Raw genomic sequence first — 25,008 nt, 5'->3', positions numbered from 1 at the left:
CAGGGCAGACTACCGAGGTGCGACGGTCCGCCAGAGACGGCGGTGCCTAGGGCAGATGGTCGTCGAGTGCGCCCTGAAACGCGCGCACCTCGACCGGAAGGGTGATCGCCCGCGCCAGCTTGCGGCCCCACTCCAGCGCCGATTCGAGGTCCGGCGCCGTGATGATCGACAGTCCGCCGACATGCTCCTTGCCCTCGGCGTAAGGGCCGTCGGTGGTGAGCGGCTGGCCGTCCTGAAGCTTGACCACGGTCGCCGCGCCCGGTCGGATGAGCTCGAGGCCGCCGGCGAAGACCCAGGCTCCGGCGGCGCGGAGCTCCTGGTTGAGGGCCTCGAGATCGCGCACGATCGGTTCCAGGGACTCGGGGGACGGCGGCCCTCCGTCGGGCTGTTGGATGCTGAGCAGGTAGTGCTTCATCGTTCGCGGGCCTCCGGTTTCCAGGTGCGCGGTTCGGCGGGGCGGACCGGTGGGTCGACCAGCGTCTTGCGCCACCATCCGACGTCATGCCAGCGGCCGTGCTTGTAGCCGACGTCCGGGAAGATGCCGATGGACCGGAAACCCACGGCCTCGTGCAGGGCGACGCTGCTCGGATTCGGGAGGGCGATCCCGGCGAACAGCGACACGTAGCCCAGCCCGCGGACCTCCTCGATCAAGCGCTCATAGAGCAGCCGGCCGACGCCCTGCGAGCGGTGCGCCGCGTCGACGTACACCGAGCACTCCGCCGACCACCGGTACGCCGGCCGCTGGCGATGGAGGGCGGCATAGGCGTAGCCGGCGACCTGATCGCCCCGGTCGGCGACCAGCCACGGCAGTCGGGGCTCGGTCGCCATCCGTCGCCGCATCTCGTCGGCGTCGGGCGGCGATTCCTCGAACGAGATCGCGGTGTCCGCGACGACGGCGGCGTAGATCCGCCGGAGTCCGTCGGCGTCCTCGGCGGTCGCCGGTCGGATGGTGGGCACCGTCATGCACACATCATGGCGCGGTGTGGCGGACACTCAGGCGGCGCGGCCCATGAATCCGAGAAAGCGGTGCAGCACCGGCGCGGCATCCGGGACGTCGATGATCAGGCCGAAGGGCTGGCCCTCGCCGCGGTACTGCTCGGGCAGCGTGCCCTGCGCCCGGTCGAGCCCGATGGCGAGTTCCGTGTCGCTGAACGGCACCGGCTGGCCGGTGGCCATCGCGAGGTCACATCCGTGCGCGAGGTATTCCATCAACGTCATCGACAGGACCATCTGCGCCGGCAGGTCGCCACCGGTCATCGGCACGGTGCGGTCGACGCCACCACTACGCCAGCCGCTGATGAGGCTGGTCGCCGACCTCTGGAAGTCGGTGGCCGGATCATCGCTCTCGACCGGTGCCGCCTCGATGTCGAACGACCGCCCGTTGGCGCTGGCGTCGAAGAGCTTCACCCACCGCACGAGGTGGTTCACCAGATCGTGGACGGCGTACTCGGGGCATGGAGTCGGCGCGCTCAGCTGGTCCGGCCCGACGGCGGCGATCAACGCTCCGTCCTTGGCCAGCACGCTCTCGAGTACGTCGACGTCGCTCACGTAGCCCTCCTCGGGTCCGGAGCCGACTCTAGGTGGCGGTCGAAATCGCAGGGTAGCTCTGGGTCTCGAGACCGCGCGAGGACCCGGATGGCATCGTGGACGGGTGAACGCTCCCACCGCACTGGTCACCGGTGCCACCAGCGGCATCGGCACACACATCGCCCGCCAACTTGCCGAGCAGGGCTGGACGGTGCTTGTCGGCGCACGCGACGCCGATCGCGGCACGGAGGTTGCCGCCCAGGTGGGCGGCCGCCCGTTGTCGCTCGACGTCACCGACGCGGACACGATCGCTGCTGCGGTCGCTGCCGTCTCTGAGCTCGACGTTCTGGTCAACAACGCGGGCATCTCCTTGGACACCGGAGCACCGGTCACCGAGACCGGCGTCGAGGTGTTCCGCCGCACGTACGAGACGAACGTGTTCGGCGTCGCCGCCGTAACCAACGCCTTCGTGCCGGCGCTGCGGCGCTCGGCTCATCCGCGGATCGTCAACGTCTCCAGCGGCACGGGGTCGCTGACCTGGAGCACGGCGCCGAATCCACAGTTTGACTACCAGGCGGTTGCCACCGGATCCGGCGCCGCGTACCGGTCCTCAAAATCGGCGCTCAACGCCTTGACCGTCTTCTACGCGCAGGCGCTCGACGGCGACGGCATCAAGGTCAACGCACTCGCGCCCGGTCTACGGGCCACCAACCTGAACGCACGCGCCGGAGCCGCCGGCGGCGACCCAGCCGAAGCAGCAGCGGGCGCAGTACGGCTCGCACTGCTACCAGACGATGGACCCACCGGCCAGCTCTTCTCCTGGGACGGCACAGTCGCTCCGTGGTAGTACCCGGCGTCTCCGCTCCTTGTGAGCGCATAGACGGTCCCGACCGGAAGTGGATCACAAGGTGGCGGACGAAATCGCAGGGTAGCCCGGCCTCCGCGCGTCTACCGTGGATGGCGTGACGACAGAGCCGTGGCCGGCGCTCCGGGTGCAGGACTGGACCGACACCCGCGACACGCTGCACATGTGGACGCAGATCGTCGGCAAGATCCGCCTCGCCAATGCGCCGATGGTCAACCACTGGTGGCAGACGACTCTGTACGTGACTCCTCGCGGTCTGACCACCTCGACGATCCCCTACGGCCGACGCGTCTTCGACATCGAGTTCGACTTCTTCGATCACCAGCTGCGCATCCGGTCCGGAGAAGGCGCCAGTCGCGCCGTGGCGCTGGAACCGAAGTCTGTGGCGGACTTCTACGCCGAGACCATGGCGGCGCTGCGCGACCTCGACCTGGCCGTAAACATCCGGCCGATCCCGTCGGAGGTCGAGCTGGCGATCCCGTTCCCCGAAGACACCGTGCACGCCTCCTACGACGGCGACGCCGTGCAGCTGTTCTGGGGGCAGCTCGTGCAGGCCAACCGGATCTTCACCGAGTTCCGCTCCTACTTCATCGGCAAGGTGAGCCCGGTCCATCTGTTCTGGGGCGGCCTTGACCTCGCCTGCACCAGGTTTTCGGGGCGGCCCGCCCCCGTCCATCCGGGCGGTGCGCCCAACTGCGGCGACTGGGTGATGGTGGAGGGCTACTCGCACGAGCTGTCCAGCTGCGGATTCTGGGCGGGCGGCGGCGAAGAGGGTGGGTTCTACGCCTACGCCTACCCCGAGCCCGACGGCTTCCCCGACTACGCCGTCACACCGGACGCCGCGTCCTACAACAAGGACGCCGGGCTCTTCCTGCTGCCCTACGAGACGGTCCGCACGGCCGACGACCCGGACGGCACCCTCCTCGGCTTCCTGCACAGCACCTACGCCGCCGCGGCCGATCTCGGACGCTGGGATCGCGCCGCCCTCGAGGACGACCCCGCTCTCATGGCCCGGCCCCACTAAGTCGTCGCGATGCGTTGCCGCGGCCTGCGGGCCCTGGCAGCATGCTGTCGTGCCCACTCACGTCGCTCTGCTTCGCGGTATCAATGTCGGTGGACGCAACAAAGTGGCCATGGCCGACCTCCGTGACGTCGTGACCTCCGTCGGACATACGGAGGTAGCGACCTACATCCAGAGCGGCAACGTCGTCTTCACCAGCAAGAAGACCGACTCGGACGCGCTCGGCGCGGCGCTCGAACGAGCGGTCAAGAAGCGCTTCGGCGTACCGATCAGTGTCGTCGTGCTATCCCACGCGGAATTCGCCAAGGTCGTCGCCGACAACCCGTATCCGGACGAGACCAACCCGAAGGCACTGCACGCCGTCTTCCGAGCAGAGGCGGCCGGGCCGGACACCCGCGCCGCCGTCGCGACCGCCGAGCAACGCGCTAAGGCGAAGGGTGACCCGGGCGAGGCCGTCATCGTCGGGCGGACGCTGTTCATGCATACGCCCGACGGACTGGGTCGTAGTGAGCTGGCCGCCCAGCTCTCCCGGACGAAGGTCGGCGGAACCGCGCGCAACTGGGCGACGGTGACGAAGCTGCTGGCCATGCTCGACGCCTGACGACGGGAGATGTCATGGATCCGGTCCCCCGACCCGATGTCACCCCTGCAGCGCAGGAGCGCACGATCGGGGCGCTGCAGGCCGCGGTCGGCCGAGGCCTGATCACGCTCGACGAGTTCAGCGTCCGCACCGATCGGGTGCTGGCCGCGGCGAGCACCGTCGAACTCGCCGCGGTCGTCGCCGATCTGCCCGACGTCGTCACCCACACAGCGCTCGCCGAGGAACCGCTGCGGATCTCCACCGTGGGCAGCAAGATACGGCGCCGTGGCCGCTGGACCGTGCCCTCACGCATCGTGATCGAGGCCCGACACACCACGGTGACACTGGACTTCCGGGACGCACGCTTCGCCCACCCGATCGTCACCATCGATCTCACCACCGCCCATTCGACGGTGCTCCTGATCGTTCCTCATAACGTCGGCATCGACGTCGAGTCGGTGCGCCCCAATCGCACGAAGCTCCCCGAATCGACCGGGCCGTCCGACAGCGGACCGATCCTCTCCCTGCGCGGTGAGACGGCGTTCGGGCGGGTGAAGGTGCGCCGGGCCCGCGACTAGCTCGTCTGACTATCGTGCTGTTCCGCCGCGCCGGGGATGGCTGCACCTGAGGGCATGCCCTCGGCCCGGTAGGCGTCGAAGAACGACGCCCAGTCCTCGGCGGTGTCGCTGTGCGGTCCCCCGGCCCGAGCGCCCGTGATCAGCTTGTCGAGCTCCGCGAGGCAGACACTCCAGCCGGCGGCGTTGCGGGACGCCTCGTCGGATGCCTCGAGCACATTGACCAGCGTGAGCGTGCAGCCGTCCGCGCCGGTCGGTTCGAGCTCGAAGTGAAGTTCGCTGCCGCCCCAGGTGTAGGCCAACCGCCGCGGTGGGTCGTAGGCCAGGATCGTGCCGGACGTCGGCGGGTTGCCCGAATCGTCGGAGAACTCGATGCTCCCTCCGACGCGTGGCTGCATGCTCACGCGGAACGGGAACCAGTGCTTGAGGTCATCCGGCTCCGTGACGGCGGCCCACAACCGCTGAAGCGGGTACGGATAGCTGCGCCGGAAGCGCACCGCCGGGCGGCCGTCGTACTCGAGATAGGTTCCGCGGTCCATCAGATCTTCCTCTCGTGTGAGCTGCCGTTCGGAATGTCGTCGTCGAGATGCCGACCGAGGGCATCGAGGCTGTCGTTCCACAGACGTCGGTACGGCGCCAGCCAGGCGTCGAGTCCGGCGATCGGCGCCGGGTCGATGGTGTAGATCCGCTGCTGCGCCTGCTTGCGCACCTGCACGAGGCCGGCGTCGCGAAGCACCCGCAGGTGCTTCGACGTCATCGGCTGGCTGAATCCGAGCCGGTCGACGAGTTCACCCACCGCACACGGCCGCGCGCGCAGTTCGTCGAGTACCGCCCGCCGGTGCGGATCAACCAGCGCCGACCAGATCGTCTCCGTCATGGCCACGAATATGCCAGTCAGCGTATGTACGTGTCAAGGCATGTACGCCATGGGTCATAGGATGCTGGAGCACCGTGGCAGCACCGGACCCGCGGGCGACGCGGGAGCCGGCTGCCCTGGGGAGGCTGCGATGTCGCGACGGATGGGTCGTCGGTCGACGTGGGTGCTCGCTGCGGTCGCGGTGGGACTGGTCGCCGCCGCGTTGGTGCTGCCGGTAGCCACCGCCGGGTCCACCCGGCACAGCAGCCCGGCCGCGGTCGACCGTCCGTGGCTCGACCGAAAGACGCCGATCGAGACTCGGGTCCAGCAGCTTCTCTCCCGGTTGACCCTGGCGGAGAAGGTGCGGCTGATGTACGGCGTGGCCCGGCCGCGCGGCGTGCACTCGGTGGGCTTTGTCCCCGGCATACCCCGCCTCGGAGTCCCGCCGCTGCTGCTGTCCGACGGCCCGGTCGGGGTGAAGGACAGCTGCTTCGGCGAGCAGTTCCCGGACAACTGCAAGCTCGGCACGTCGACCGCCCTTCCCGCGACCGTGTCGCTCGCCGCCAGCTTCGATCCCACCTTGGCGCACGACTACGGCCGGATCGTCGGCGCCGAATCCCGCGCCCGCGGAGTCGACGTCCTCTACGGACCGGCGATGAACATCGTCCGCATTCCGCAGGGCGGGCGGAACTTCGAGTACTTCAGCGAAGACCCGTATCTGACCGGAAGTCTCGCCACCGCATGGGTACGCGGACTGCAGACCGAAGCTGTCGCCGCACAGGTCAAGCACTTTGCGCTGAACAACCAGGAGAACGACCGGCATGCGGCGTCATCCGATGCCGACGAGCGCACCATGCGCGAGATCTACCTCCCCGCCTTCCAGGAAGCGGTGACCCAGGGCGGCGCGGACTCGCTGATGTGCGCGAACAACCCGGTCAACGGCGTCTACAACTGCCAGAACACCCTGCTCCTGCGGCAGATCCTGGCAGGTGAGTGGGGTTGGGGTGGCGTCGTCGGCTCGGACTACGCGGCCACCAACAGTGCGCTCGGCTCGGTCAACGGTGGCCTGGACGAGGAGTTCACCGGCCTGGACTGGGGCAAGTGGTACAGCGCGCTGCCCGACCTGGTCCGCCAGGGACAGGTGAGCGGGGCCGTCATCGACACGCACGTACGTCGCATCCTGCGGATGATGTTCAAGCTCGGCATGTTCGATCCCGGGCGTTCGACCGGAAAGGTGGACGTCGCAGCCGACGGCGCATTCTCCCGCTCAGTGGCCGAACGAGGCTCGGTACTGCTGAAGAACGACGCCGGCATCCTGCCCCTCGACGCGTCGTCGGTGAAGTCGGTCGCGGTCGTCGGGCAATACGCCGACACCGCGATGACCGGCGGCAAGGGCAGTTCCAAGGTCGACCCCTACTACGCCGTGAGTCCGGTGCAGGGGATCACGAAACGTCTCGGCGCTTCGGCCAAGGTGACGACCGCCGACGGTGCGGACCCCGCCAAAGCTGCCGCACTGGCGAAGCAGGCGCAGGTCGCCGTCGTCGTGGTCAACGACGTCGAGCAGGAAGGTACCGACCGGCCGACCATCGATCTCCCAGGTAACCAGAACCATTTGGTCGCCGCGGTCCGGGCGGCGAACCCGCGCACTGTCGTCGTGCTCAACACCGGAAGCGCCGTCACGATGCCGTGGCTCTCCCAGGTCCACGCGCTCCTCGAGATGTGGTATCCGGGCGAGGAGGACGGCAACGCGCTGGCGGCGCTGCTCTTCGGCGACGTCGATCCCGCCGGCAGGCTTCCCGTGACATTTCCGACTGCGCTCAGCCAGGACTGCTGTCACACCCCGCCGCGCTATCCCGCGCAGAACGGCAGCTACGCCTACACCGAGGGCCTGCAGGTCGGCTACCGGTGGTACGACGCGCAGCATCTGACGCCGCTCTTCCCGTTCGGCTTCGGTTTGTCCTACACGACCTTCCGGGTGAGCGACATCAGCGTCTCCCCGACGCTTCCGAACCTGGGAAACACAGTCCGAACGAGTGTGCAGGTCACCAACACGGGCACCCGGCCCGGCACCGCCACGCCGCAGGTCTATCTCGGCTTCCCGGCCAAGTCCGGCGAGCCACCGCGGCGGCTGGTGGCGACCGCGCGGGTGCCATTGTCGCCGGGCGAGTCGAAACGCGTCACCTTGACGGTGCCGCGCCAGGCGTATTCCTTGTGGAACAGCGGCGCGCACAACTGGGACGTCGCCTCCGGCGACTACACCGTGTGGGCCGGCACGTCCTCCCGTGACCTACCCGTGCACGCGGCGTTCCAGGTGCGGAATGCCGACGGTGCGCAAGGCATCGGCGTTAAGACGGCGGGCAGCATTGTCAGTGGGCGGGCGAGCACGCTCGCGGTGACGATGACCAACAGCGGCGGCCAGCCACTGCTCGACCCGCAGTTCGCGCTCCGCGTTCCGGTCGGTTGGACCGCCACGACGACGGGTCGCGTCCCGACGTCGGTCCCGCCGCACACAACGGCGCAATTGTCCTACCGGATCGGCGCTCCCGCCGGTGCCGGTCCCGGGACCTACGTCCTCACGGCGCATGCGTCGTGGCGGGGTCTGACGCCGGGTGCGGCGGCCAGGTCGGTCAGTGTGACGGCGACGGCGCCCGCGAAATCGGCAACCGGTCGTCACTGACCAGCCCGGCGACCCCCGTCCCATTCCTGTCTGGTCAGGGCATATTCCACGTCGCCGTGCTCGTCGCCCGGAATGGCATACGGCCAGTCCTGATGGAAGGTGCGGACGTAACGCAGTCCGGCCTTCTCCATGACCCGACGCGATGCAGTGTGTACGGCGAGGGTCTCCGCATGCACCCGGCGTACCCCCAGCTCCGAGAAACCCTTGTCGATCAGCGCGCGTGATCCCTCGGCCGCGTAGCCCTTCCCCCAGGCAAACCGACGCAGCCGGTAACCGAGCTCGACCTCGTCCGCGGCGTCGCCGGGCGCCGGGCGGAAGTGGAACCAGCCCAGGAACTCCGACGTGGCCTTCTCGATCACGGCCCAGAACCCGTAACCGTCAAATCGACGGTAGTAGTCGAGATACGTCGGAAGCAGGTCGTCGGTGACCTCCTCCAGCGGCGTGGTTCGGCCGCCGGTGACGTAGTGCATCACGTCGGGATCGCTGTCGAGGTCAACGAGATTGTGGCCGTCGTCTGCGGTGAAACGCCGCAACAGAAGACGATCGGTCTCGAGGAACACCTGCATCGTGACTCCTGGAGTGTCCGAGAATCCCCCGGGCCGCCGCTATGGGGGAAACGACGAGCCGGGGGTTCCCGGAACCGCATCCGTGGGGGGCCCGGTGCGGTCCGAGACGAAACGATACAAGCGTTGACTCATGCTCGCCTCCCGAGTTCGGGACGCGTGTGCCCGTACCGCTCCCAGTACACGAACCGCGCCAGGCGGGACGACGCCCCGGTCGGCCGGGTTGCGGCACCGGTGCCCGCGGGTCGGTGTCCGACCTGCAGGATCAGCGCGGGCAGCGCCTGCGGCGGGAGCTCGAGGACCGCCTCGATCCCCGATCTGCTGAACGACGTCGCCGGGCAACTGCCGAGGCCGAGCGCATGCGCCTGCATCATCATGTTCATCGCCGCCGTACCGACGTCGATCCACGGGGTCTTGTAGCGTTCCATGTCCAGCTCGAGGCGTTCGGCGACGTCGAGGTCGGCGCACACGACGATCATGACACCGGGCGGCGAGAAGATTCCCGGGGACACGTCGACCATGAGTCGAACCGTGCGCGGGTCGCGAACCACCAGGAACCGGTGGATGCGGTTGTTTCCCCCGCTGGTCGCCCACAAACCCGCCTCGAGGACCATCATCAGGTCGTCGTCACTCACCGGCTCGGGGGTGAGATCTCGCACCACCCGACGGGAGCGGATCAGACCCAGCAGGTCGTGCGGGTCGACGTAGTCGCCACGAGCCGGTGCGGTCGTCACGGCGTCGCAGTCGTGTCGTCGGCCGGGACGGTATCCATGAGGTGCTGCGCCACCCGTTTGGTGACCTGGGGCAGATATTCGTAGTATGCCGCGCGATCGCTCATCATCAGCGTCTTGTTCTGCTCGATGTCGGACCGCAGGTCGGCGAGCCATTCGTCGTCCAGGCCGGAGCCGACGGCGACACCGGCAAGCTTGCCGGCCGCGTCGAGCAGCCGGAAAGTGCCGTAGTAGCTCGGCTCGACGGCGCAGAGGTCGGCGCTCGCGACCAGGTGCGCGAGCAACTCGTAGACCTGCCGGCGCGAAATCGTGACGGTCGGCTCGGGCGGTGTCGCGTTCACGCGTCCTCCGGGTCCTGGTAACGGCCGCGCCGCAGCAACTGGCCCCGCCCGGGTGTCGCGGTGATCGTGCCGTCCCGGGCGACCACCTCACCCCGCGAGACCGTCAGGACCGGCCACCCGTGCGCCTCATAGCCCTCGTAGGGGTCGAAGTCCGAGCGCGAGTGCATGACGGGTTCGGTGACCCGGAACGATCGGTCCGGGTCGATGAGCACGAGGTCGGCGTCCGAGCCGACCGCGAGCGTGCCCTTCCGCGGCCACAAGCCGAACAGCTTCGCTGGGTTGGTCGACGTCACCGACACGAAGGTGGCCATCGATATCCGCTTCGTCGCAACGCCCTCGGCATAGAGCATTCCCAGGCTCGTCTGCACGTTGGAGACCCCGCCGGGGATCTCGGCGAAGGACAACGCGGGATCCATCTTCTGTCCGGCCAGCCAGGTCGTGTGGTCGGTGGCGTAAGTCTGGATCTCGCCGTCCCGCAGCCCTTCCCACAAGGCTTTCTGGTCGTCGACCGTACGCAGCGGCGGCCAGCACACGTACTTGTTGCCCTCCCTCGCCGGAAGGGTGTAGCGGTCGGCGGACAGGTAGAGGTACGCCGGCCGCGTCTCGACGTAGACCCGCGATCCGTCGCGCCTCGCCTGCCGCACCGCGTCGAGGGCGCTCCGGCACGAGAGGTGGACGAAGTAGACGGTCGCACCGAGTGCGGCGGCGTAGGCGGCCACGCGCGCGGTGGCGATCGCCTCCGCCTGCGCCGGTCGGGCCTCGACGAGATGGGCGACGTCACGGTGCCCGGCCCGCAGCAACTCGTCGGTGAGGTGGTCGATGAGCGACGCGTCCTCCGCGTGGACGTTCACCATCACGTCGACGTCGGCGGCGGCGCGCAGCACCCGGAGCACGTCCGGGTCGCCGAGTGCCATCCCGGCGTTGGCGGTGAAGACCTTGATGCTGCTGAAGCCGTTTTGCACCAGCGCCGGCAGTTCGTCGAGCACCCCGGGCGGGGAGAGGTCCGTGATCGCGATGTGGAAGCCGTAGTCGATCACCGATCGACCGGCCGCCTTGCCCACTTCGCGATCGAGTGCGGCCGACAGTCCCCGACCGGGCTCCTGGAAGGCGAAGTTGACGAAAGTGGTGATCCCGCCGGCGGCTGCCGCCCGCGATCCGGATGTGTAGTCGTCCGCGGTCGACGACTCCCCGATCCCGGTGTCGAAATGGGTGTGTACGTCGATCCCACCCGGAGCGACGACGAGGCCGGATGCGTCGATGATGTCGGCGTCTGGGTCGGAGAGCTCCTCGGCGATGGCAGTGATGCGCCCGCCCATGATGCCGATGTCGGCGTCGTAGACCTTGTCGGCGGTGGCGAGGGTGCCGCCTCGGATGATGCGGTCGTAGGTCACCGGAAGGACCGTACACAAGACGGCACGTAGGCGACATCGAGGCCGAACGCCTGCGGCCCGAAGACCTGAAGCGCCTCGGGCGTCCGCATGATCTCCGGCGGCGTGATCGAGACGACCTTGACGCGGTGGCCGTAGCGCAGGCTCTCCGTCGTGATCGGCTCGGCCGTCTCGGCGGCGAGAATGCAGATGAGGTCGGGCACGACAGCCAGCACCTGCCCGTCGACCTCGGCGATCAGGTTCTCGTTCTGGAAGGCGATTCTCATCTGCTCGTCAGAGCCGTGGGACCGGATCAGCGCGTGGCCCTTGACGAATCCTCCGGTCGTCTGCCGGAACACGTCCTCCACCTTGCCCTCGAAGATCAGCCGCGGGCCGAGGTAGGAGATCGAGCCCAGTGCTTCGGCGAGGTGCTCCAACGGATCGTCGTGGCGCTCCCGCGCGCGGCGTACCGCTGCACCAAGGCTGATCCCGAGACCGAGCGTTCCCGGGATGGACACCCGCTTGGCGGTCGCACCCGTCATCGAATACTCGGCGATCATCGCGGCGCCTCCCATGCGGACGCAGATGCCGCGAGCCAACCACTCCATCGCCCAGTTGTCCCGGGCCGAGACGGTGACGACGTCGCCATGCTCGTTGGCGATGGTCATCGGACTGCCTGACACGCCGTAGACGTGGAACGTCTCCATCTGCAGTTCGGGAAAGGCCCGACCCATGCCGTCGGCGTCGATGACCGGGATGCCGGCCTCGGCGGCGACGACGAGCGGCAGCGTCGAGTTCAGACCGCCGCACTCCATCGGGATCGTCGCGACCGCCTGCTGCCCCAGCTGCTCCTCTAGTGCGCGCAGCGCCGTGACACCCTCCGTGCCGGACGGCAGCTTTTCCACCATGACGGTCGGCGCGCCCATCATGGCCGTGGAGATGACCAGCCCGTCGTCGGGCACCTCGTCGAGATCCCACACCGTCACGGTGCGCCCGCGGTCGAGCGCCCGCTCCACCAGCAGCCGGCCGATGTAAGGATCTCCACCGCCGCCGGAGCCCAACAGCGCCGCACCGTAGGCAAGGTCCACCAGGTCCTGACGGGCGATCGTCCTGCTCACGGTGTACCGGTCCCGGTGCTCAATCGGTCCTCGAGGGCGATGTAGTCGAACGGGTAGCCGAAGTAGCGCGGCCCGACCAACTCGAGGCCGGCCTCGGTGCGCCAGCGCGGGTCGCAGGGTGCGACGAGCACCGATACCCGGAAGCCGTAACGGATCTCCTCGGTGGTGACCGGCTCCGCCGTGTCGCTGTCCAGCACGATGATGAGGTCGGGCACGGAGGCGACGACCGATCCGTCACGTGTCGCGACCAGGTGCTCGTTCTGGAAGTTGAGCACCAGGTCGGAGCCGGCGTCGTCGCCGGTCCCGGACAGCACCGCGCGTCCCCGGGCGAATCCGGTCTCGGTACGCCGCTCGATGTCGACCACCCGTCCGGTGAACACCGGCCGGCCGTCGAGCCGGTCGGCGACCGCGCGCACCGGATCGCGGTGCTGCGCCCGCGCCCGGACGATGAGCCGGCCGATGTCCTGGCACAGGCTCAAGGTGCCCAGCACCATCGTGTCGCGCAGTTGCTGTCCGCTCATGACGTAGGACGCGAAAGCCGACGAGCAGCCCATCTCGATCGTCGCCGTCCGGGCGAGCCGCTCCGTCCACCGGTTGCCGACGGTGCGCAGCAGAATGCTGTTTCCCTTCTCGTCGGCCACGACCAGTGGCGTCGCCGACACGCCGAGCAGGCCCGGCATCACCATCTGCAGCTCGGGAAAGGCGCGGCCCATGCCGTCGGCATCGACGAGCGGAAGCCCGAGCGTCGCGGCCACGACGAACGGAATGGTGGAGTTGACTCCCCCGGCCTCACCGCACACCACATGTGTCACGGGCCGGCCGAGGAACTCCTCGAGCATCGAGAACGCCTGCGCGGCCTCGTCGCCCCGGGGCAACTTCTCCACCATGACCGTCGGCGCGCCCATCATCGCCGCCTGCACCACGACCGCATCGTCGGGAACCTCGGCGGCGTCGACGAGGGTCACCGGACCATGCTCGCGGATCGCCTGCTGGGCCATCAGCTTGCCGATGTAGGGGTTGCCTCCGCCGCCCGTCCCGAGGACGGCCGCGCCCCGGGCGAGGTCGTCGAGGTCCTCCTCATGTACCAGCCGCGACATCCTCACCACCCAGGGGCAGGTCGCCGACGGCCTTCACCCGGATCCGCACCGCGTTGCTCGGAAGGTAGGCCAGCGGAACCTCTTCGACGTCGACGATCTGCACCGTCGACGCCTGCGCACCGGCGGCGGTCGCCTTGGCGACGGCCTCCTGGCGGGCCGAGTCGAGCGCCTGCTCGCGGGGCAGCTCGGCGAGCGAGAAGACCTTGTCGACCTCCGCGCCCACCTGGGCGATCGCCGCGCCGATTGCGTTGGCCACCGCGAAGTGGTCGGGCTTGAGGATCTCCGAGGCACCCTCGAGGTGATCTTCGAGCAGAATGCTTCCGCCACCGACGACGACGACCGGCAGCGGATCGGCGCTGGTCTTCACGCGGTCGACCAGCTCCGCGAGACGCTCCTGCATGTGCCGCACACCGGCCCGGACGAGGTCTGCGTCGAGGTCGGCGACCCGGGCCGGATCCCCGACGACGCACATGCCGGCGGCGACGACAAGATCGGTCGCGGTCACGGTGTCGCCGCCGAAGACCAGCGCCCGGTCCCGGATCGCGTAGCCGACGCTGCGTGGACCGACCGTCACCGCCTCCTCCGCGCGGGCGACCAGGCTGCCACCACCCAGTCCGACGGAGAGCACGTCGGGCATCCGGAAATTGGTCCGTACACCGCCGATGTCGACGGCGACCGCCGCCTCCCTCGGGAAGCCGTGCACGAGGGCGCCGACGTCGCTCGTCGTACCGCCGACGTCGACGACCACACAGTCGCTCCGCCCCGAGAGGAACGCCGCCCCGCGCATGGAGTTCGTCGGGCCGGACGCGAAGGTGGCCACCGGGTACTGCCGGCAGTAGTCGACGCTCATCAGCGTGCCGTCGTTCTGGCTGATGTAGACCGGTGCCTCGATGCCCGCGCCCCGCACCGACTTCTCGAGCGCGGCGGTGATGTGCTCGGCGAGTTCACGGAGGCACGCGTTGAGGATGGTCGCGTTCTCCCGCTCGAGCAGTCCGACCCGCCCGATCTCGTGCGACACGCTGACCGCGAGGCCGGGGATGACCTCCCGCAGTACGTCGGCCGCGCGCAACTCCATCTCCGGGTTGACCGGCGAGAAGACGGAGGAGACCGCGACGGATTGAATGCCCTTCGCGGCGATGTCGGCCGCGGCCGCCCGCACCTCCGACTCGTCGAAGTCCGAGATGAGCCGCCCGTCGAACTCGTACCCGCCGTGACAGAGATAAACGTGCTCCCCGAGCGCCCGACGGAGTTGCGCCGGCCAGTCGGTCATCGGCGGCAGACCTGCGGTCGCGGGCAGGCCCAGCCGCACGGTGGCGGTCCGCGACAGCCGCTCCGCTTCGACGACGGCGTTGGTGAAGTGCGTCGTCCCGATCATCACCGCGGTCACGTCGGCCGGTGGGAACGGCCGGCCGGCCTGCAGGCCGTCGAGCGCGGCGACGATTCCGCCCGTCACCTCCGGCGTCGTCGGCGTCTTGAACTCGGCGAGGACGGTGCGCCCGTCCATCAGGACGGCGTCGGTGTTGGTGCCCCCGACGTCGATTCCGATCCGCATCAGGCGGCCGACCCGGCGGTCGCCGGACGGGTCACCGCCAACGCCTTGGTGAGTCCGTAGTAGATGACGGCGGCGACGACCAGGGAGTTGACGCTGGCGATGCCCCAGTCGACGTAGTAGCCGACCAGGCCGGCGACGATCCAGCTGATCCACCCGGCGATATTCCAATTGGGGCAATGCGCCGGGATCCCCGTGCGGCGGGTCGCCTCGAGCACGTCGCGGTGGGTCTTCAGGATGAAGTAGTCGACCACCATGATCGCGGCGACTGGCGGAATCGCGACGCCCAGGATGGTCAGAAAGCTGATGAAGTGGGTGAGGATCCCGAGGGCGGACAGCAGCGTCCCGATGCCTCCGACGACGAGCGTCAGCAGGCCGCGGTGGATGCGCCGGCCGAATGCGGTGTCGACGAAGTTCGCCAGCCCCAGGGATCCGCTGTAGAGGTTCCAGTCGTTGATCTTGGTGGTCGCCGCGACCAGGATCAGGACCCCGACCGCGCCCGACGTCGTCGTCACGATGCCGATGACGTTGGCGGTCTTCGCATAGTGCGCGAGCAGTACGCCGATCAGGCCGATGGTGTATTCGCCGAGGGTGATTCCGAGGATGGTGTTGACCACCACGTCCCGGCCACTGCGGTTGAACCGGCACATGTCCGGGTTGATGACGGCCCCGACGATGAACCCGCCGGCGACGAGTGTCGCGCCGGCGCCGAGACCGAGCGCCGGGCCCGGGTGCGGCGAGTTGACCAGCGCGCCGAGTGACTCGTGACGCAGCGCCTTGCCGATCGAATAGAAGCACAGCAGCACGAAGGCCGGCACGGTGATGTACGCCGTCCACGTCATCGACAGGAAGCCCCAGATGACGATCCCGGTCACCAACGCTCCGGTGAGCACCTCCCACGCCCACAGCGGCAGGGCGTGGGGCAGCAACGACACCAGGCCCTGGGCGAAGACGGCGTTCTGCACCCCGAACCAACCCATCAGGCTGATGGTGATGACCAGTCCGAGAACGCTCGACCCGTAGCGTCCGAATCCGGTCCAGCGGGTGAGCAGGGAGGTGCTCAGGCCCTCGCGCTGTCCGGCGAGGCCGGTGAACACCGCGACGACCTCGAGGATCACCGCGCCGAGAGTGAGAGCGAGGAAGGCCCGCCAGAAGGTCATCCCGAAGCCCAGCGTCGCGCCGAGCAGAAACTGCGAGAGGGCCGACATCTGGCCGTAGCGCTGCAGGAAGACGACGAACCAGTGCTTGCGTTGCGCATCCGGCACCCGGGTGACCGCGTAGTCGTCCCGCCCGATCCCGAGGTCGCCCTCGATCGGCTCGTGCGCCACGTCGACGCCGGACCTACGCACCGTATCTGCCATCGTCGAGGCCCTCCTGCCGACTCGAGCCGGCCCGTGCGAGATCACGGGCCGTCACAGAACACACGGCCGGACCCGCAGCGTCAAGATGTGCTGCCCACCAGATACCTCGAATTAACACACCGCGGGGCTCAGTGCCCGGCCGCTCCGCGCGCACACTCGGCCGCGCGCTGCTGGAGCAGATCGCGCTCGCGGGTGTTGCGAGTCAGCGCCGCGGCCCGCTCGAAGTCCGCTCGGGCCTCGTCGAGGCGACCGAGCTTGGCGAGCAGATCGCCGCGGACGCTCGGGAGGAGGTGGTAGCCGTCGAGCGTCCCGTCGGACTCCAGTACGTCGACGAGGTCGAGACCGGCCTGCGGTCCGAAGGCCATCGAGACGGCGACCGCACGGTTGAGTTGCACGACCGGCGAGGGAGCGAGCTGGGCCAGGGCGTCGTAGAGCGCCGCGAGGCGCTCCCAGTCCGTGTCGGCGGCGGTGCGTGCCCGGACGTGACAGGCCGCAATCGCCGCTTGCAGGGCGTACGGCCCGAAGGCACCACCCAGATCCTGGGCACGCTCCAGCGCCGCGAGGCCACGCCGGATGAGCATCTGGTCCCATCGCGCGCGGTCCTGATCGAGGAGCAAAACAGCTTCGCCCGACGGCCCGATCCGCGCCGCGGTGCGCGAGGCCTGGATCTCCATCAACGCGACGAGGCCGTGGACCTCCGGCTCGCGCGGCGTCAACCCGGCGAGGATCCGGCCGAAGCGCAGGGCGTCCTCACACAGTCCCGGGCGCAGCCAGTCGTCGCCGGCCGTCGCCGAATAGCCCTCGTTGAAGATGAGGTAGACGACTTCGAGCACCGACCCCAGCCGGTCGGTGCGGTCGGCGCCGGTCGGCGCCTCGAAGGGGACGTGCGCCTCGGCGAGGGTCCGCTTCGCCCGGACGATGCGCTGGGCGACCGTCGACTCCGGCACGAGGTAGGCCCGGGCGATCTCCGGCGTGGTGAGCCCGCCGAGCATGCGCAGCGTCAGCGCGACGCGCGCCTCCGTGGACAGCACCGGGTGGCAGCAGGTGAAGATCAGACTCAGCAGGTCGTCGCCGATGTCGTCGTCGAGTGCCGCATCGAGATCCGCGCTCCCCATCGCGAGCTGGATCGCGAGGTCGCGGGCGAGTTCCTGCTGCTTGTCCTCCAGCCGCCGGTTCCGGCGGATGAGGTCGATCGCACGCCTCCTCCCGGTGGCCATGAGCCAGGCCCCCGGGTTGTCCGGCACACCTGTCTTCGGCCACGTCTCCAACGCGGCGACCAGTGCGTCCTGGGCGAGATCCTCGGCCAGGCCCACGTCGCGCAGCAGTCGCGCGAGGCCGGCGATCACCCGGGCCGATTCGATCCGCCAGACGGCCTCCACCGCACGGCGGGCGGCTGCTGCGCCCGCCGTGCGGTCCTCGGATGCGTCGCCCACGTCGTCCACGCCGGAACGAACTAGGCGCTGGCCGTCTGCTGAGGCGGAGTCGAGGACAACGTGGCCGCCTCCTGGACGTCGGCCGGGAAGTCCGACATCTCAAAGACGCGGCGTACCTCGACCACCGCACCCTCGGTGCAGGGACAGCGCGACGCCCACTCCACGGCCTCTTCCTTGGACTTCGCCTGGATCAGCCAGTAGCCACCGATCAGCTCCTTCGCCTCGGCGAAGGGCCCGTCGGTCACCTTGGCCTTGCCGCCGGGGTACGTGACCCGCGCGCCCTCGGCCGACGGGTGCAGCCCGTCGAGGGCCAGGAGTACGCCGGCCTGGGTCAGCTTCTCGTTGTACGCCGTCATCGCGGCGACATCCTCGGCGCTGGGGTTCCAGTTCGCCTCGTCTTCGATGCCCGGGTAGATGAACATCATGAATCGCATCGCGGTATCTCCTCGTCCGTCCGAGTGGGCCCCCGACGCTGTCGACGGGTGTGAAGCCCAACCTCTACCAGTGCGTCGAACAGTGGAGCGCTGTTTCGACATGACGTTCAGGAGAATTTGACGGCGCCTTTCGGTCCACCCGTGGTCACCGTGCGTCGTTCTTCGCCATGTTCGCCGCCCGCTGTTCGCCATGCATCTCCCAGGGGGCCTGCGGAAGCACGTGTCCGGTCTCCAGCAGAGACTTGAGGTTGGCGAGCACGGCGGGCCAACCGGCGGATGCTGCGTCGTATTCGGCCCGGTCTGCGAGGTTTTCGTGGGTGACGGTGAGCTTGACGATCTCTTCATAGGGCTCGATGTCGAACGTGACCTGGGACGGTCCGTCGGCCGGCTGCGCGCCGGGGCCGCCGAAACTCATCACCAGTCGCTCGGGCGGAACGGCCTCGAGGACGGTGCCGACGACGTCAGCGATCCCGGAGCCGTCGGTGCGCCGGTGCTCCCACCCGGATCCGGGCTGCCAGTCGGAAACGTTGCTGTGCCCCCAGTACTCCGCTGTCAGGTCCGCGTCGGTCAGGGCATGCCAGACCTCCTTTGGCGTGCTGTGGATGTAGGTCACGTAGACGAAGGTGGGCCTGTCGGCCATGAGGTGCTCCTCTGCTTGTCTCTTCACGGCGTTGAGCGCCCGCAGTCGAGGACGCTCGAACTTGTCGATCCATCGGTCCTGGATCTGATGGAGGGGAACCGGGTTGAGGTAGTGCAGCTTTGTCCGACCCTGCCGGACCGTGCTGATGAGGTTGGCCGCCTCGAGAACGGCCAGGTGCTGCGTCGCTGACTGACGAGCCATGTCGAGGTCCTCGCACAGCTCGCCCAAGGTCTGCCCGTTGCGCTCGTGCAACCGGTCGAGCACGTGCCGACGGGTGGGGTCGGCGAGCGCCCGGAACACCTGGTCCATCTCATCGGCCACGCCGGACATTATGCAGGCGTTTACCTGCCCAATGTCAAGGGTCGGAGTACCCGCCTCAGCGCAGCGGTGTGCCGTCCGGGACGGGGTGGCCGAAGCCGGCGAGGACGACCCGGTCCTCCGCGTCGAGCCCGCCGACCACGAGCACCTCGGACTTGATCCCGGCGATCCGTTTCGGCGCGAAGTTGCAGACGCAGAGCACCTGCGTGCCGACCAGGTCGTCGACCGTGTAGTGGTCGGTGATCTGTGCGCTCGACGTCCTGGTCCCCAGCGGGCCGAGATCGATCGTCAGGACGTAGGCGGGCTTGCGTGCATTCGCGTTGGGTTGGGCTGCGGTCACGGTGCCGATGCGGAGATCGACGCGGGTGAAGTCGTCGAACTCGATGGTTTCGGTGGTCACCGTCCGATCATGCAGCGCGGACCGCGGACGACGAGGGCTGGGAGCTGTGCTCGCCGATCTCCCGTTCCCGCTCGATGTCCTCCAACGACTTGCCGCAGGTGTCGGGCATCCAGAAGTAGCCCGCGACACCACTGATCGCGAGGAACGCCGCAAGAATGGCGGCGACCGGACGGATCCCGACCGACGCGAGCGCCGGAACGAAGAAGCTCCAGATCCCGAGACACAGCCGTGCTGTCCCGAAGGTGACTCCTTGCGCGGTGCCGCGCAACATGGTCGGGAAGAGTTCCTGGCTCACGACCTTGTAGAACGCCTCGCCGGCGAGTGCACCGCCGACCCCGAAGAGGAAGATGTTGGCGACGATCACCGGGATGCTGAACGGCAGCACCAGATACGCGCCCCACGCGGCCACCTGCATGATGGCCCCGATGCCCCACAGCCGTTTGCGGGTGCCGTGGGTCCGGTCGTTGAGCGGCATGAAGATGAAGATCGTCGCCAGGACGCCGATGACGAAGCCGGCGCACGACAGGGCGACACTCGCGGCCTGACTCCCGGCGTGCAGCGTGGTGATGATGTACGGCGTGAAGATGCCGGTCGTGCCGGCCGCGATGTTCCAGAAGACGTAGATGATCGCCGTCCACACGAGCGCCTTCAGGTTGTTGCCCCGGAACAGCTGGCCCACCTTGCTGACTGAGGAGGCGTTGCGCGGGATCGGCGCCGACTCGGGCTGCTCGCTCTCCGCCGACGCGTCCGAGGTCTCCATCGTTCCGGCCGCAGCGGCCCACCGCGCAGATTCCACCATGCCCCGACGCAGCAGATAGGTGACGACCGCAACGACGAACAGCATCAGGAAGAGGATGCGACCGCCCCAGGTGCCGAACGGGGTGGTGGCCAATGCGAGCAGCAGCACGACGATCGGCCCGCTGTTCCATGCCACCTGCGAGAAGCCGAGCAGCTTGCCGCGCGCCCTGGCCGGGGAGAACTCGCCGACGAGGGCGAGCGATGTCGGGACGTCCGCGCCGACGGCGATGCCGACGATGATGGTGCCGATCAGGAGCATCGGGATGTTCACCGAGCAGGCGATCAGCATGACCCCGAACGCGTAGACCATCAGGTCGTATTGGTAGATGAGCTTGCGCCCCAGCAGGTCGCCGAGCCGGCCACCGATCAACGCGCCGACCGCACATCCGATCGCGTTCGGTCCGAGAGCCGCGAGCGTGCCGACCAACGACGTACTCATCCCGAGGTAGGTCTTCCACAGCGCGAGACTGGCACCCAGTGCCACGATCGATCCGGCGTCGAGGAAGGACGCCATCCCGGCAAGAACGGACCAGCGCCACTGTTGCTTCGTTACCGCGTGGCCGTGTTGGTCGACGTTGGTCTCGACGTCGCGCTGAGCAGTCACGTCTTCTCCTGTCTCCGTCGCCTCGGGCGCCATGAGGCGCGGCTAGCGAAACAGCATTGTGGCCAGGCGTTCCCGCTTCGGGCCTCCTGAAACCGTTCAGCGGCGAACCCTAGAAGCGCCCGGTCCGCACGGTCAAGCCGTCGGCGCGCACCAATTCGAGAAAAACAGGCGGAGAATCAACCGCTTTTTGCAGAATCGAGAGGTCTGGACCGCGCTCGTGAGCTGCGCTTCAGCACCCAAATGCGTCGCCATGATTGAAACCGTTCAATGATGTGACTAGTGACCTGACGACTACCCGCTGGTGACGCCGGGCGCTGATCCAGGAAGCATCTGGACCCAACCCAGATGCCCGTCGAGCACAGCGATGGTCGTCGTGTCGCCGTCGGGAGCGCGCACTTTCAACGCGGTTCCAGAACGCGCCGGATTAACGGTCGAATCCGGCGCGTCCTCGACGGACAGCCACCACAGCGACCCGGTGCGACCACATGCCAGGATCGCGTCGTCGAATGCGGGTCGGCGATCGGCGGGGACATGCAGTCGGGTGGCGGAGTGGAAAACGATCCGGGGCTCACCGACCGGAAGCGAGTCGGCCAGCACGGGAAGGACGTCGATGGCGTCGCCCGGATGGATCGTGACCGGATGGGCGTCGACAACTCGGAGCGCAGCGGCGAGCAATGCACGCTGGTGCCGATTTTCCGGCCAGATCAGTGCCTCCAGCCAGGCGCGAGCATCAGGGTTGCGCGGGTCGATCGGATGCAGATCGACACCGGACCTGGAGGCGACGGCGGGCAGGACGTCGAGGTCGGGGACCGGCGTCGGACCGTATGCATCGGCGACGATCTGGACTCCACTTGTCGGGTCACCGAACGCCCGGCCCGCGATCCGGTAGCCATATCGATCGAACCGCAGGTTCAGGCCCGCGCTCGCGCCGACCTCGATCAGATGTAGTGGTGTGCTGGTGTCTCGAGCGATCGCGGCAAGCCCGATCCGCAAACCGAGGGCACGCTGCACGTGGTTCGTCTGCACCAACCGCGTGCTGATCAGCTCGCTCAGCCGCTCCTCGTACGCCGTACAGAACGAGACAAGCGCCGGACCGGCGCCGTCCGGAGGGGCGGCGCCGGCCACGACCGAGGGATAGAACCGGGCCAGCGGGTGATCGACGCCGGCCAGCAACATGAGGTGGATCGCGCCGAAGAACAGGAAGGTGGGATATTGCCCCGCCGTACCGCGGGACGCCAGGTCGAGCAGCCGCTCGTCATCGACCACCGTGCGACTCAACGCGCGATACAGCGGCGACGACGTGAACTCGCGCGGACGGTCGAAGGCCCGTCGTACCACCGCGCGATCGATCACCCGGCCGAGTTTATGTGCCTCGCGGCGTGGTTTTCTGCTCCCGAGTCGGGCAGGCTTCCTACCCTGGAGACCGGGGAGTGACCACTCGCAGAACCGCAGGTGGCGCGGAGATGGAGACTGCATGCCGATCGGACCGACGAGTCTGCTTGAGCGGATCGAGAAGGCCGAGACCCTCGATCGGATCGTGCGCGTCGGCCAGCGTGTGGTCCACGGCGTCGTGCCGGCCGGCCCCATCCGGGATGCGCTGCACGGAGTGTGGCTCGGTCACCCCGCTCACCCGGCGCTCGTCCAGCTACCGATCGGCGCGTTCGTGTCGGCCGGCGTGCTCGACGCCACCGGTGGCGAGCGGCAGGCTCGCGGCCTGATCGTGGTCGGGTTGGCCGGCGCGCTGCCGGCCGCGGCCGCCGGCGCCGTCGACTGGGCCGACCTGCACGAGCAGCAGATGCGGGTGGGCGTGGTGCACTGGGCCGGAAACGTCGCCTCGATCTGGCTCTACGCCGGGTCGCTGCTGGCCCGTTGTCGTGGTCACGTCGGCCTGGGGAAGGCCCTCGGTTTCGCCGGGCTCGCGACGATCGGGACCAGCGGACTCATCGGAGGCCACCTCGCCTTCCGTCAGGCTGCCGGCGCAAACCATGCCGAGCAGGTGCCCCATCTCATCCGGCCGGGCTGGCACAAGGTCGGAGTGTTCGCCGACCTCCCGAAGGGCAAGCCGGCACGTCGTGCGCTGTTCGACGTACCGCTCGTCGTCGTGCGATCCGGCCGGAAGGCCCGGGTGCTGGCGGCGCAGTGCAGCCATCTGTCCGGCCCGCTCGACGAGGGCGCGGTCGTGGAGATCAGGGGCGCGCCGTGCGTCGTCTGCCCGTGGCACCAGAGCACCTTCCGGCTCGACGACGGCAGGGTGGTGCGCGGTCCGGCGACGGCTTCTCAGCCGGCTTTCGAGACCCGGGTCCGCGCGGGCCAGCTGCAGGTCCGGCTTCGCGGCGCCGGCTGACGGCGGCGGCGAAGCGAGGCGCTGCGATCGCAACTCATGAGTTGGCGAGCCGTTCACCATCACGTTGTGGTGGCGGCAAGGCATCGTCGCCAGACTGCATGCCGTGACCGATATCAGCCCGCCGCCCGACGACCACTCCGACTCCGACGTCGGCCTGACCCGACGTAGCCTGCTCGCCGCCGCGGCCGTTGGCGGCGCCGGCATCGCGGCGGGAACGCTGCTCGGCGGCGGTTCGGCGGCTGCCGCGGCGGCCGGGGCCCTCGGCCCGTCGTCATCGGATCCGGTTGCGGACCCCCGCGTCTCGGGATTGCACACGCAGTTCGGTGCCGACGCGTCACGCGAGGTCGTCGTCTCCTGGCACACCCTCCAACCGGTGCGCCACCCCCGGGTGCTGACCGCGCGGACCGGGCACCGCTATGAACGCACCGTCGGCGCGGACACCACGTCGTACACCGACGACCAGTCCACGCAGGTCGTCTACGCCCACCACGCGCGCATCGACGGGCTCCACGCCGACACCGGCTACATGTACGCCGCCGTCCACGACGGCGCCGAGCCGGAGCTGGGATCGTTCCGCACCGGCCCTCGCGGACGGGCCGCGTTCACCTTCACCAGCTTCGGCGACCAAGGAACGCCCACCCTCGGCAAGGTCTTCACTCCGCCGGCCGGTGTGACGATCCCGAGTCCGCCGTACGTCAACGACAACCTCGGTTCGCCCGCCGCCGGCGACGTCACCTCCGGCGTGGAGCGGGTCGGCCCGCTCTTCCACCTCTTCAACGGTGACCTCTGCTACGCCAACCTCGCCACCGACCGGGTGCGCACCTGGTCGGACTTCTGGGAGAACAACACCCGCAGCGCGCGGCACCGGCCCTGGATGCCGGCGGCCGGGAACCATGAGAACGAACTCGGCAACGGGCCGATCGGGTACGCCGCCTACCAGACCTACTTCTCGGTGCCGCCGACCCCGGGACAGGACGCGACCACCCGCGGCCTGTGGTACTCGTTCACGGCCGGATCGGTGCGGGTCATCAGCCTGGCAAACGACGACGTCTGTTATCAGGACGCCGGCAGCAGCTACGTCCGCGGCTACTCCCACGGTGCACAGAAGGCCTGGCTCGAGCAGGAACTCGCGACGACCCGCGCCGACCGGGACATCGACTGGATCGTCGTCTGCATGCATCAGGTGGTGATCAGCACGGCGGACCAGTTCAACGGCGCCGACCTGGGCATCCGGCAGGAATGGGTGCCGCTCTTCGACAAGTACGGCGTCGACCTGGTGGTGTGCGGTCACGAACACCACTACGAGCGATCCCACCCCATCCTCGGTCAGCAGAAGAACGCCACCCGCACCCCGGTCCCGGTCTCCAGCCGTACCGATGTCGTCGACACCGACGCGGGCACGGTGCACATGGTGCTCGGCGGCGGGGGTACGTCGGCGCCGTCGAACAAGCTCTTCTTCACCCCGCCCGCCTGCCGGGTGATCACCGCAGTCGGCGACCCCGACCCGACCACCGGAAAGCGGCCGCCGGTCTACGTGCACGAGAACGCGCCCTGGTCGGCGGTCCGCGACGCGGCGCACTCCTACGGCTTCGCGGCGTTCACCGTCGACCCCGGGAGCCGCCGTTCCGGGCACACCTCGATCACGGTCACCTACTACGACGTGACGGGCCCGTACGGCCAGCTGCAGCCGTTCGAGACCTTCACGCTGCGTCGCCCCCGCGCCGACGCCCCACCCCCCACCCGTGATCAAGAGGGGATCTCGACACGAAACGCCGTACGAATCCCCTCTTGATCATGGGCGAGGACGGG

General features: G+C 68.8%; 26 protein-coding genes. 7 read left to right on the top strand and 19 right to left on the bottom strand.

The features are described from left to right. Nucleotides 1-46: 46 nt before the first annotated feature. The 3 genes from VGH85_17085 to VGH85_17075 are packed head-to-tail and all read right to left on the bottom strand — an operon-like array spanning nt 47 to nt 1,548. Nucleotides 47-415, bottom strand: a complete 369-nt coding sequence (locus tag VGH85_17085; protein HEY2175524.1) for a YciI family protein — start codon at nt 413-415, stop codon at nt 47-49. Next, the gene (locus tag VGH85_17080) at nt 412-963 is read right to left on the bottom strand and encodes an arsinothricin resistance N-acetyltransferase ArsN1 family B (GenBank protein HEY2175523.1); all 552 of its coding nucleotides are present in this window, start codon (nt 961-963) and stop codon (nt 412-414) included. The genes VGH85_17085 and VGH85_17080 overlap by 4 nt, the downstream gene beginning before the upstream one ends. 30 nt (nt 964-993) lie before the next feature. Next, nucleotides 994-1,548, bottom strand: coding sequence for a TIGR03086 family metal-binding protein (locus VGH85_17075; GenBank protein ID HEY2175522.1), 555 nt, complete (start codon nt 1,546-1,548; stop codon nt 994-996). Nucleotides 1,549-1,651: 103 nt separating this feature from the next. On the opposite strand from VGH85_17075, the gene VGH85_17070 reads away from it, so the two are divergent. From VGH85_17070 to VGH85_17055, 4 genes are all read left to right on the top strand, one after another. Beyond that, complete coding sequence (locus VGH85_17070; protein HEY2175521.1) at nt 1,652-2,374, top strand: SDR family NAD(P)-dependent oxidoreductase; 723 nt, start codon at nt 1,652-1,654, stop codon at nt 2,372-2,374. Nucleotides 2,375-2,480: 106 nt separating this feature from the next. Beyond that, nucleotides 2,481-3,416 carry a DUF5996 family protein gene (locus VGH85_17065; GenBank protein ID HEY2175520.1) on the top strand — a complete coding sequence of 312 codons (936 nt, stop codon included), beginning with the start codon at nt 2,481-2,483 and terminating at the stop codon, nt 3,414-3,416. Nucleotides 3,417-3,465: 49 nt separating this feature from the next. Then, nucleotides 3,466-4,014, top strand: a complete 549-nt coding sequence (locus VGH85_17060) for a DUF1697 domain-containing protein (GenBank protein ID HEY2175519.1) — start codon at nt 3,466-3,468, stop codon at nt 4,012-4,014. 14 nt (nt 4,015-4,028) lie between these two features. Then, a complete protein-coding gene (locus tag VGH85_17055; GenBank protein HEY2175518.1) occupies nt 4,029-4,571 on the top strand; it encodes a DUF1707 domain-containing protein in 543 nt (180 codons plus the stop codon). On the opposite strand, the gene VGH85_17050 is transcribed toward VGH85_17055, so the two are convergent. Both VGH85_17050 and VGH85_17045 read right to left on the bottom strand, forming a co-directional pair. After that, entirely contained in the window at nt 4,568-5,107 is a 540-nt protein-coding gene (locus VGH85_17050) for an SRPBCC family protein (GenBank protein HEY2175517.1), read from the bottom strand. The genes VGH85_17055 and VGH85_17050 overlap by 4 nt on opposite strands. Next, complete coding sequence (locus tag VGH85_17045) at nt 5,107-5,445, bottom strand: metalloregulator ArsR/SmtB family transcription factor (GenBank protein ID HEY2175516.1); 339 nt, start codon at nt 5,443-5,445, stop codon at nt 5,107-5,109. The genes VGH85_17050 and VGH85_17045 overlap by 1 nt, the downstream gene beginning before the upstream one ends. A gap of 130 nt (nt 5,446-5,575) precedes the next feature. Here VGH85_17045 and VGH85_17040 point away from each other — a divergent pair, with 130 nt between their 5' ends. Beyond that, the gene (locus tag VGH85_17040) at nt 5,576-8,101 is read left to right on the top strand and encodes a glycoside hydrolase family 3 C-terminal domain-containing protein (protein ID HEY2175515.1); all 2,526 of its coding nucleotides are present in this window, start codon (nt 5,576-5,578) and stop codon (nt 8,099-8,101) included. On the opposite strand, the gene VGH85_17035 is transcribed toward VGH85_17040, so the two are convergent. From VGH85_17035 to VGH85_16970, 14 genes are all read right to left on the bottom strand, one after another. Further along, complete coding sequence (locus tag VGH85_17035) at nt 8,095-8,667, bottom strand: GNAT family N-acetyltransferase (protein ID HEY2175514.1); 573 nt, start codon at nt 8,665-8,667, stop codon at nt 8,095-8,097. The genes VGH85_17040 and VGH85_17035 overlap by 7 nt on opposite strands. 128 nt (nt 8,668-8,795) lie before the next feature. Next, nucleotides 8,796-9,398, bottom strand: coding sequence for a nitroreductase family protein (locus VGH85_17030; GenBank protein HEY2175513.1), 603 nt, complete (start codon nt 9,396-9,398; stop codon nt 8,796-8,798). Further along, a complete protein-coding gene (locus tag VGH85_17025) occupies nt 9,395-9,736 on the bottom strand; it encodes a DUF6092 family protein (GenBank protein ID HEY2175512.1) in 342 nt (113 codons plus the stop codon). Before VGH85_17025 ends, VGH85_17030 begins: the two co-directional genes overlap by 4 nt. After that, nucleotides 9,733-11,127 (bottom strand): dihydropyrimidinase, encoded by a 1,395-nt coding sequence (hydA, locus tag VGH85_17020; GenBank protein ID HEY2175511.1) that lies wholly within the window; start codon nt 11,125-11,127, stop codon nt 9,733-9,735. Before hydA ends, VGH85_17025 begins: the two co-directional genes overlap by 4 nt. Beyond that, the gene (locus tag VGH85_17015) at nt 11,124-12,221 is read right to left on the bottom strand and encodes a DUF917 domain-containing protein (protein ID HEY2175510.1); all 1,098 of its coding nucleotides are present in this window, start codon (nt 12,219-12,221) and stop codon (nt 11,124-11,126) included. Before VGH85_17015 ends, hydA begins: the two co-directional genes overlap by 4 nt. After that, nucleotides 12,218-13,318 (bottom strand): DUF917 domain-containing protein, encoded by a 1,101-nt coding sequence (locus tag VGH85_17010; protein HEY2175509.1) that lies wholly within the window; start codon nt 13,316-13,318, stop codon nt 12,218-12,220. Before VGH85_17010 ends, VGH85_17015 begins: the two co-directional genes overlap by 4 nt. Then, the gene (locus VGH85_17005) at nt 13,299-14,870 is read right to left on the bottom strand and encodes a hydantoinase/oxoprolinase family protein (protein ID HEY2175508.1); all 1,572 of its coding nucleotides are present in this window, start codon (nt 14,868-14,870) and stop codon (nt 13,299-13,301) included. Before VGH85_17005 ends, VGH85_17010 begins: the two co-directional genes overlap by 20 nt. After that, the gene (locus VGH85_17000; protein ID HEY2175507.1) at nt 14,870-16,228 is read right to left on the bottom strand and encodes a cytosine permease; all 1,359 of its coding nucleotides are present in this window, start codon (nt 16,226-16,228) and stop codon (nt 14,870-14,872) included. Before VGH85_17000 ends, VGH85_17005 begins: the two co-directional genes overlap by 1 nt. A 128-nt stretch (nt 16,229-16,356) precedes the next feature. After that, entirely contained in the window at nt 16,357-17,661 is a 1,305-nt protein-coding gene (locus VGH85_16995; protein ID HEY2175506.1) for an RNA polymerase sigma factor, read from the bottom strand. Between the two features lie 20 nt (nt 17,662-17,681). Then, nucleotides 17,682-18,095, bottom strand: coding sequence for a YciI family protein (locus tag VGH85_16990; protein ID HEY2175505.1), 414 nt, complete (start codon nt 18,093-18,095; stop codon nt 17,682-17,684). Nucleotides 18,096-18,240: 145 nt separating this feature from the next. Then, on the bottom strand, nt 18,241-19,044 hold the full coding sequence (locus VGH85_16985; protein ID HEY2175504.1) for a metalloregulator ArsR/SmtB family transcription factor: 804 nt from the start codon (nt 19,042-19,044) through the stop codon (nt 18,241-18,243). A 67-nt stretch (nt 19,045-19,111) separates the two neighbouring features. Continuing rightward, a complete protein-coding gene (locus VGH85_16980; GenBank protein ID HEY2175503.1) occupies nt 19,112-19,453 on the bottom strand; it encodes a tRNA-binding protein in 342 nt (113 codons plus the stop codon). A gap of 7 nt (nt 19,454-19,460) precedes the next feature. After that, nucleotides 19,461-20,855, bottom strand: a complete 1,395-nt coding sequence (locus VGH85_16975; GenBank protein ID HEY2175502.1) for an MFS transporter — start codon at nt 20,853-20,855, stop codon at nt 19,461-19,463. A 291-nt stretch (nt 20,856-21,146) separates the two neighbouring features. Beyond that, nucleotides 21,147-22,208, bottom strand: coding sequence for a DUF2332 domain-containing protein (locus tag VGH85_16970; protein HEY2175501.1), 1,062 nt, complete (start codon nt 22,206-22,208; stop codon nt 21,147-21,149). A gap of 121 nt (nt 22,209-22,329) precedes the next feature. On the opposite strand from VGH85_16970, the gene VGH85_16965 reads away from it, so the two are divergent. Together VGH85_16965 and VGH85_16960 are read left to right on the top strand one after the other, a co-directional pair. Then, entirely contained in the window at nt 22,330-23,199 is an 870-nt protein-coding gene (locus VGH85_16965) for a Rieske (2Fe-2S) protein (GenBank protein ID HEY2175500.1), read from the top strand. Nucleotides 23,200-23,302: 103 nt separating this feature from the next. Then, nucleotides 23,303-24,991: a metallophosphoesterase family protein gene (locus VGH85_16960; protein ID HEY2175499.1), complete on the top strand. Its 1,689-nt coding sequence runs from the start codon at nt 23,303-23,305 to the stop codon at nt 24,989-24,991. Nucleotides 24,992-25,008: the final 17 nt, after the last annotated feature.

It is taken from the genome of Mycobacteriales bacterium (assembly GCA_036497565.1).
Taxonomy (GTDB): Bacteria; Actinomycetota; Actinomycetes; order Mycobacteriales; family QHCD01; genus DASXJE01.
The sequence above is the reverse complement of the archived record's forward strand: the minus strand, read 5'-3'. Positions and strand labels throughout refer to the sequence as shown.